We start from the raw sequence: 8,182 nt of genomic DNA on the forward strand, positions 1-8,182 counted from the left end.
GAGGCCATCATCTCGAAAGGGAAGCGATCCGTGAGCAGGAAGGACCCGCCCATGCCAGTCATGGACAAGATCACGAATTTCGAAGCCGTCCAAATGGTGAAGGACACTTTGAACGGCTTCATGGAGGATAATTGTCTGAGCCGCGGCGCAGCCATTGCCTATTTCACCATCTTCTCGCTCGCGCCCATTCTGCTGGTGGTGATTGCGATCGCGGGCTTCGCCTTCGGCGAGGATGCAGCGCGCGGCGTTGTGTTCACCAAGTTGCAGGGAATGGTGGGCAGGGACGCCGCAGGGCTCGTGCAATCCATGATTCAGAGTGCGGCCAACAGGAAGAGCGGCATCATCGCGACCGTGATCTCGATTGTCATGCTGCTGGTCACCGCGAGCGGTGTTTTCGGGGAACTGCAATCCTCCCTTAATTCGATCTGGAAGACCGATGCGAAGGAGGTGCATTCCACGGTGTCGCGCCTGATCCGTGCGCGCGCGCAAAGCCTCGGCCTGGTCGTGACTCTGGGCTTCCTGCTGCTCGTCTCCCTTGCCATCAGCGCCGCCATCTCGGCCGCCTGGGATCAGGTCAATCAGGCCGTGCCGGGAGCGAGCTTCGTCCTGCGGCTGATCAACATCCTGCTCTCTCTTTGCTTCACGACCCTGCTGTTCGCGGCCGTGTACAAGGTCCTTCCGGACCGACAGCTGAAATGGCGCGACGTTCTGATGGGCTCGTTCTTCACGGCAGTGCTCTATACCATCGGCAAAGCCGCGATCGCCGCCTATATCGGGCGAAGCGGCGTCGCCTCCTCCTACGGCGCCGCCGGCGCGCTCGTGGTCCTGCTGCTCTGGGTCTACTATTCCGCGCAGATCTTCCTGCTCGGAGCAGAATTCACCAAGGTCTATGCAACCCGCAGGGGCAGCCAGAAGCATCTGCTTCGGCCGTTCGGGTTCTCCTTTGGTAAGAATCACGGCGGGGAAAGCAAGCCGGAGCGCAACCTCTCGCGCCACTGAGCGCTTACGGTTGCGGTCGCTCTCCTGCCTTGGGCTTGTGCGCCGCGACCTCAGGCCGCCACGGCCATCGTCCGGGTAATCCGCACGGGCACGGATTTGTAGGAGGGCGTGCCGCTCTGTCGGTCATAGTGGGAAAGCGGCACGAGTACGTTCGCCTCCGGATAATAGGCGCCGGCTGAGCCGGGCGGTATGGCGTATTCCACGATAGTTACGCCGCGCAGCACCGCACCCGGATGGGCGGCCTCACCTTCCCGCGGGACGGCCGCGACATCGACCACATCACCGGCCGAAAGGCCACGCGCGGCGATATCCTGCGGGTTGAGGAAGATCACGTCCCGACGGCCGAAAACGCCGCGATAGCGGTCATCCAGCCCATAGACGGTGGTATTGTACTGATCATGGCTGCGCAGGGTGGTGAGCACCAGCACCTCCGCGCCCGCAACGCGCGGATCTTCAGTGACGCCCTGGAAGATCATGAACTGAGCGCGGCCGGATTCGGTCTTCCACTGCCGCTCGGTCGCCGGCAGGGGAAGGCGGAAGCCGCCCGGCTCCTTGATGCGGGCATTGTAGTCGCGGAAACCGGGAAAGACGCCCTCGATGGCGTCCCGAATGCGGTCATAGTTCGCCACCATCCCGTCCCAGTCGATGGCGTAACGGTCGCCCAGCACAGCCTTCGCCATGCCGGCGATGATCGCGGGTTCTGATTTCACGAAGGGCGAGGGCGGCGGTAGCCGACCGGTGGAGGCATGGACCATGGACATGCTGTCCTCAACCGTCACCGATTGCGGGCCTTCCGCCTGCTCATCCAACTCCGTGCGACCGAGGCAGGGAAGAAGAAGGGTCTCTTTCGCCAGCAGCAGGTGGGAGCGGTTGGGCTTGGTCGCGATATGCACCGCGAGATCGAGACGGCGCATGGCGGCGAAGGTCGTCTCAGGGTCGGACATGGCGACGGCGAGATTGCCGCCAAGGGCGACCATGACCTTCGAGCGGCCTTCCGCGATGGCCTCGATCGCCTCGACGGCGTTATGGCCGTGGGCTTCGGGCGGATCGAAGCCAAAGACGCGCTTGATGCCGTCGCGCAGGGCTTTGGGCGCCTTTTCGTCGATGCCGACCGTGCGGTCTCCCTGCACGTTGGAATGGCCACGCAGCGGGCAGATGCCGGCGCCAGGTCGGCCGAAATTGCCGCGCAGCATCAGCAGGTTCGCGATTTGCTGCACGTTCTCGGTGCCATTGGCATGCTGGGTGATGCCCATGCCGTAGCAGACGATGACGGACTTGGCAGTGGCATAGACGCGACCCGCCGCTTCCAGGGCGGTGCGGGTCAGGCCCGAGACGCGCTCGATGTCACTCCACTCCGTCAGTTCCAGATCGGCGCGCAGCTCCTCGAACCCTATCGTGTGTTCGGCGATGAAATCGCGGTCGAGCACGCCCGTGCCGCCGGCCGCGAGATCCGCCGCATCGAGGGCGAGCACCGCCTTCATGACGCCCTTCAGCGCTGCAGCGTCCCCGCCAACCTTCACTTGGCAATAGGCGCTGGCGATGGGGGTGGCGCTGAACGTCGCCATTTCAACCGGCGCCTGTGGGTCGGCAAAGCGCTCCAGCGCCCGTTCCTTCAGCGGATTGAACACGATGATGGGTGCCCCACGCTTGGATGCTTCCCGCAGGGTCCGCATCATGCGCGGGTGATTGGTGCCGGGATTATGGCCGATCGAAAAGATCGCGTCCGCATGGTCGAAATCTTCCAGGCTGACGGTCCCTTTGCCGATGCCGATGGAGATCGGCAGGCCGACGCTCGTCGCCTCGTGGCACATGTTCGAGCAGTCAGGGAAGTTATTCGTGCCGTAGGCGCGAACGAAGAGCTGGAAAAGGAAGGCGGCCTCGTTGGAGGCGCGGCCGGACGTATAGAACTCGGCCTTGTTCGGGTCGGGCAGCGCATTCAGATGCGCGGCGATCCGGGCAAAGGCCGCCTCCCAGCTGATTTCGACAAGCTTATCCGTGGCCCCGTCATAGGTCATCGGATGGGTGATGCGGCCGAGATTCTCGATCTCATGGTCGTTCCACCGCAGGAGTTCGGTCACCGTGTGCTGGGCGAAGACCTCCGGGGTCGCGCGCTTCTTGGTCGCTTCCCAGGAGACGGCCTTGGCGCCGTTTTCGCAGAATTCAAAGGTGGAGGTGTGCTTCGGATCGGGCCAAGCGCAGCCCGGGCAGTCGAACCCATCCGGCTGATTGTTCTTCAGCAGCAGTTTCCCACCGGAGACTGTGTTCATCTGTTCGCGCAGTGCGCGGGCGACGGCGCGCAGCGCGCCCCACCCGCCGGCGGGGCCGCTATAGGGATGGATGCCCTCAGATGATGCTGTTTCTTTTCTGTCGCTCATCGGAAGGCTCCTGTTATCGGATGGTGGCTACGCGGCGAGCGCCGCCACCTTCTCCGGCGACATCTGGACCAGCGCCTCGTAGTCACGCAAGAGACGCTCGGTCACAGGTCCGGGAATGAAGGAAAGTTCACCGATCTGGCGCACCGGCGTAACTTCAGCCGCGGTGCCGGCCAGGAAGACCTCGGTCGCCTGGGCCATCTCTTCCGGCAGGATCGCGCGCTCAACCACCTTGATGCCGTGGCGGCGAGCGATGCCCATGACGGTGCGGCGGGTGATGCCATCCAGGAAGCAGTCGGGCTTCGGCGTATGCAGCGCGCCGTCGATCACGAAGAAGATGTTGGCGCCCGTCGCTTCCGCCACCTGGCCACGCCAATCGAGCATCAGCGCGTCGTCGAATCCCTGGTCTTCGGCCTTATGCTTGGACATGGTGCCGATCATGTAGAGGCCGGCCGCCTTCGACGCGGTGGGGGCGGTTTCGGGATGCGGGCGGCGCCACGCGGCGAGGCCGAGCCGCACGCCCTTCATGCGATCCGCACCGAAAAGGTTCGGCCAAGCCCAAACGGCGATGGCCAGGTTGATGCTGGTGAGCTTGGCTGACACGGCGAGCTGTTCCGAGCCGCGCCAGGCGATGGGGCGGACATAGGCATCCGTCAGATTGTTGGCGGCGAGCGTGGCGCGGCAGGCCTCGTCAATCTCCGCCACCGTGTAGGGCACGTCGTAGCCCAGGATCGCGGCGGAGTTCTTCAGCCGCTCGGAATGCTCGGTCAGCTTGAAGATATTGCCCCCATAGGCCCGTTCGCCTTCGAAGACGGCGCTGCCGTAGTGCAGGCCGTGGCTGAGAACGTGGAGCTTCGCGTCGCGCCAGGGGCGTAGCTGGCCGTTCCACCAGATCATGCCGTCACGGTCATCGAAAGGAACGAGCGCCATGGGACTATTTTCCGAAATATTGTTGCGCAAAACAGGGTCAGGTTATGATCGTCTTTCTTGTTAAGTCAATGAAGCTGCCTTAAACTGGGAGTATGTCAGCTATGCCCCCCAGTGCGCCGTCCCCCTCCAACGCAGGGGCGGGCTTGCTCTTCCTTAGGGAGGAGGAGCTTCGTCTCGCGCAGGATATGCTCTTCTTCGCCTACCGGAACTTCACCCATGCGGCGGATGAGGTGTTGGAGGGGCTGGAGCTGGGCCGCGCCCATCATCGTGCCATCCATTTCATCGGACGGATGCCCGGCATGAGCGTCTCCGACCTGCTGTCCATCCTCGGCATCACGAAGCAGAGTCTCTCCCGTGTGCTGACGACGCTGGTCGATCAGGGTTATGTTATCCAGGCGCCCGGCCGGGCCGACCGGCGGCAGCGCCTGTTGAGCCTGACGGCGAAGGGGGTAGCCTTGGAGCGGCAATTGTTCGAGCGGCAACGCGATTTGCTGCTGCGGGCCTATCGCGAGGCGGGCGGCCCCGCCGTGGAAGGCTTCCGCCGGGTGCTTCGCGCGCTGACCGAGGAGATCGGCCAGACCCATCTTTCCGCCATGGAGGCCGCCGCGAGAGAGCTGCGCGCGCGTTCTGCCTGAGCCGATCATGAGCGCCTCTCAACCTGCTGCGCCCGACGGCACGCTGAACGCCCATGTCCTCGTCGTGGATGACGACGAGCGGCTGCGTCGTCTCCTTGTCCGCTACCTCACCGATCACGGTTTTCGTGTCACTGCGGCAGCAGACGCGGCGGAGGCGCGGGCAAGCCTGCGCTCCCTCCGCCCCGATCTCATGATTCTCGACGTCACGATGCCCGGCGAGACCGGGCTTGAATTGGTGGACGACCTGCGGCGGCGCGGCGATCCGGAATTGCCGGTTCTGCTGCTGACCGCCCGCGGCGCCCCGGAAGACCGTATCGCGGGCTTCGAGGCCGGTGCGGACGACTATCTGGGCAAACCCTTCGATCCGTACGAACTCGTGCTGCGCGCGCGCGCCTTATTGCGCCGGGCGGGCGCGGTCGCCCCTGGCGCCGCCACGGTGGATGCCGGTCCGGTCCGTCTCGGAGACGCGGAGTTTGATCCGGCCCGGGGCGAGCTGCGCAATGCCCTGGGCCCCATCCGGCTGACGGGGGGCGAGATCGCTCTGCTCACGGCGCTCGCCCAGAAGCCCAACGAGATCCTCTCGCGGGAGGAGATCGCCGAGGCGCTCGGCATGGAAGAGCCCGGTGAGCGCGCGATTGACGTGCAGGTGACACGCCTGCGCCGCAAGATCGAGCGCGACAGCCGCGAACCGCGCTTCCTCCACACCGTGCGCGGCCGCGGCTATGTGCTGAAGCCGGGGATATGACAGCCGCGGCTTGGAAGGGCTGAGCATGGCAAGCGCCCCAGACCGCTTCCTGCGCAAATTCCTGCCGCGGGGCCTCTTCGCGCGCAGCCTGCTTATCATCCTGCTGCCGGTGCTGCTGCTGGAAGCCGTGATTCTGCAGGTCTTCTACGGCAGCCACCTCGGCATCGTCTCCCGCCGCTTCGCTTTCAGCATTGCCGGCGAGATCGCCTTCACCCTCGATCAGCTCGACAGCAGCCCCGATCCCGCCCGGGAATGGTACATCATGCGGGCGGCGCAGCGGCAGTTCCAGCTGACGATGACGATCGACCCCGGCGCTCAGCTCGCCCATCGCCGCGAGATTAACATCCTGGGACCGATGGATGACGATCTGACCAACGCGTTGCGTCAGCATCTGAAAAAGCCGTTCAACACGGACTGGGTTTCCAACCCGGATTATGTGCTGGTCAACGTGCAGCAACAGAACGGCGTCGTGCATATCCAGATTCCGCGCAAACGCCTCTGGGCCGGCTCGCTCTTCATGTTTGCGGCCTGGGTCTTCGGTACGTCCGTCCTGCTCGTCGTGGTGGCGAGCCTCTTCCTGCGCATCCAGGTGCGCGGCATCCGCAGACTGGCGCGGGCCGCCGAAACCTTCGGCATGGGGCGTGATCGTGGGCCGATCAAGCCGGAAGGCGCGCGGGAGGTGCGGCGGGCGGCGATCGCCTTCAACCGCATGCAGGAGCGTATCCTGCGCTTCCTGTCCCAGCGGACCGACATGCTGGCCGGCGTCAGTCATGATCTGCGCACGCCATTGACGCGTCTTCGTCTTACCCTCGCGATGATGCCGAAGACGGCCGAGAGTGAGCCAGATATCGCCGACATGACGGCCGATCTCGAGGAGATGGAGCGGATGATCGGCGGCTACCTCGCCTTCGCGCGGGGGGAGGGAGAAGAAAAGACCACGCTCACCAATCTCTCTGCGACGCTTGAGGAGATCGTGGCGGCCGCGCGGCGTTCGGGCGCGCGCGTCACGCTGCATGGCGCCTCCGACCTCGTGCTCCCTCTGCGGGCTGACGCGATGCGCCGCGCCATCACCAACCTGGTCGACAATGCGCAGCGGCACGCGCCGCATGTCGTGGTCGGCATTGGCCATCTCTCAGCCCATATGGTGGAGGTGACGGTGGATGATGACGGGCCGGGCATTCCGGCCGGGCGGCTGGAGAGTGTCTTCCGCCCTTTCGAGAGCGGCGGCGCCGCCGGCGGCCACGGGCTCGGCCTCTCCATCGCGCGGGACATCATCCGTGCCCACGGTGGGGAGATCGTGCTCATGGAAAGCCCGCTCGGAGGCTTGCGCGCCTCGATCCGCCTGCCGGTCTGAAATCCTTGGAGGATCAGACGTGCTTGCGGCCGCCCGCGTCATAAAACCAGTCGTCAGGGTAGGGGTACCACCAGCCCTGGCGCACCGGTTTATGATCGATCACCACCATCTTCGAACGGCGGAACGTATCGAGGCCGAGGCGTGACAATTCCCGTCCGATTCCGGATTGCTTCCAGCCGCCGAAGGGCAGGGCATCATTGTCGATCATCGGGTTGTTGACCCAGACCATCCCGGCCTCCAGCCGCTCGGCCGCCTCCATCGCCTCTTCAAGCGAGGTGGTGAAGATCGAGGCGCCGAGGCCGAAGGGGCTGGCATTGGCCTGCGCGATCGCTTCCTCGAAATCAGCGACCCGGCAGATGGCGGCGACCGGCCCGAAACATTCTTCATGGAACAACGCCATCTCCGGCGTGCAGCCGGTCAGAATCGTCGGCTCGTAGAACCAGCCGATGGGGTGCTCGGGCGGAATGCGCCCACCGGTCACCACGGTCGCGCCTCGGTCCCTTGCGTCCTCCACCAGGCGGATCACGCGCGCGCGGGCGGCTTCCGAAACCAGTGGCCCGATTTCCGAACGGCCAAGCCCGGGGCCGATGCGCAAGCGGCGCGTCTCGGCGGCGAAGGCTGCGACAAATTCGTCATGCACGCTGTCCACCACATAAATCCGTTCGGTGGAGGTGCAGACCTGGCCGGAGAGGTGAAAGGCGCCGGTCACGGCACCCGCCGCCGCCACGTCCAGCGGCGCATGGGCGGAAATGATCATCGGGTCCGATCCGCCGGCCTCGATCACCGCCGGCTTCATCTGGGCGGCAGCGGCCATCGCGACCGCGCGCCCGGCCGCGACCGAACCTGTGAAGGCGACGGCATGGGTCTTGGGCGAGGCGATCAGCGCCTCACCCAGGGCGGCGTCCCCAGGCAGGCAGGCGATCAGCCCTTCCGGCAGATCGGCGAAAACCTCCATAAAAATCAGGGTCGAAAGCGTGGTCGGGATTGCGGGCTTGATGACGCAGCAATTGCCGGCCGCGAGCGAGGCCGCCACCGTCCAGCACATCAGCAGGATAGGAAAGTTGAAGGGCATGATATGCACGGAGAGCCCAAGCGGCTCATAGCGCGCATACTGGAAAGATCCCGCCTGGGTGGCGCCCGCAACCTT

The 8,182-nt window shown here is 65.0% G+C and carries 7 protein-coding genes; 4 read left to right on the forward strand and 3 right to left on the reverse strand.

The window, feature by feature from the left end; translation table 11 throughout:
• The first annotated feature begins 51 nt into the window (after nt 1-51).
• A complete protein-coding gene (locus tag VL752_RS11890) occupies nt 52-999 on the forward strand; it encodes a YihY/virulence factor BrkB family protein (RefSeq protein ID WP_325355435.1) in 948 nt (315 codons plus the stop codon).
• Nucleotides 1,000-1,049: 50 nt separating this feature from the next.
• Here the strand turns inward: VL752_RS11890 and VL752_RS11895 are convergent, their stop codons facing one another.
• Entirely contained in the window at nt 1,050-3,374 is a 2,325-nt protein-coding gene (locus VL752_RS11895) for an FdhF/YdeP family oxidoreductase (RefSeq protein ID WP_325355437.1), read from the reverse strand.
• Nucleotides 3,375-3,401: 27 nt separating this feature from the next.
• Nucleotides 3,402-4,301, reverse strand: a complete 900-nt coding sequence (locus VL752_RS11900; protein WP_325355438.1) for a branched-chain amino acid aminotransferase — start codon at nt 4,299-4,301, stop codon at nt 3,402-3,404.
• A 92-nt stretch (nt 4,302-4,393) separates the two neighbouring features.
• Here VL752_RS11900 and VL752_RS11905 point away from each other — a divergent pair, with 92 nt between their 5' ends.
• From VL752_RS11905 to VL752_RS11915, 3 genes are read left to right on the forward strand one after another with little or no spacing between them, the layout of a single operon-like run.
• Nucleotides 4,394-4,936 (forward strand): MarR family winged helix-turn-helix transcriptional regulator, encoded by a 543-nt coding sequence (locus tag VL752_RS11905; protein WP_408863113.1) that lies wholly within the window; start codon nt 4,394-4,396, stop codon nt 4,934-4,936.
• A 7-nt stretch (nt 4,937-4,943) separates the two neighbouring features.
• Entirely contained in the window at nt 4,944-5,681 is a 738-nt protein-coding gene (locus VL752_RS11910) for a response regulator transcription factor (protein WP_325355441.1), read from the forward strand.
• 25 nt (nt 5,682-5,706) lie between these two features.
• A complete protein-coding gene (locus VL752_RS11915) occupies nt 5,707-7,035 on the forward strand; it encodes an ATP-binding protein (protein ID WP_325355442.1) in 1,329 nt (442 codons plus the stop codon).
• 13 nt (nt 7,036-7,048) lie between these two features.
• Here the strand turns inward: VL752_RS11915 and VL752_RS11920 are convergent.
• On the reverse strand, nt 7,049-8,182 hold a 1,134-nt coding region (locus VL752_RS11920), incomplete at its 5' end, for an aldehyde dehydrogenase family protein (RefSeq protein WP_325355444.1).

This window comes from Acidisoma sp., assembly GCF_035492295.1.
Classification (GTDB): Bacteria; Pseudomonadota; Alphaproteobacteria; order Acetobacterales; family Acetobacteraceae; genus Acidisoma.

Excerpts from the sequence above, each read along its gene's own strand:
- VL752_RS11890 (WP_325355435.1), top strand. The coding sequence starts at position 52 with ATGCCAGTCATGGACAAGATCACGAATTTCGAAGCCGTCCAAATGGTG.
- VL752_RS11895 (WP_325355437.1), bottom strand. The coding sequence starts at position 3,374 with ATGAGCGACAGAAAAGAAACAGCATCATCTGAGGGCATCCATCCCTAT.
- VL752_RS11900 (WP_325355438.1), bottom strand. The coding sequence starts at position 4,301 with ATGGCGCTCGTTCCTTTCGATGACCGTGACGGCATGATCTGGTGGAAC.
- VL752_RS11905 (WP_408863113.1), top strand. The coding sequence starts at position 4,394 with ATGTCAGCTATGCCCCCCAGTGCGCCGTCCCCCTCCAACGCAGGGGCG.
- VL752_RS11910 (WP_325355441.1), top strand. The coding sequence starts at position 4,944 with ATGAGCGCCTCTCAACCTGCTGCGCCCGACGGCACGCTGAACGCCCAT.
- VL752_RS11915 (WP_325355442.1), top strand. The coding sequence starts at position 5,707 with ATGGCAAGCGCCCCAGACCGCTTCCTGCGCAAATTCCTGCCGCGGGGC.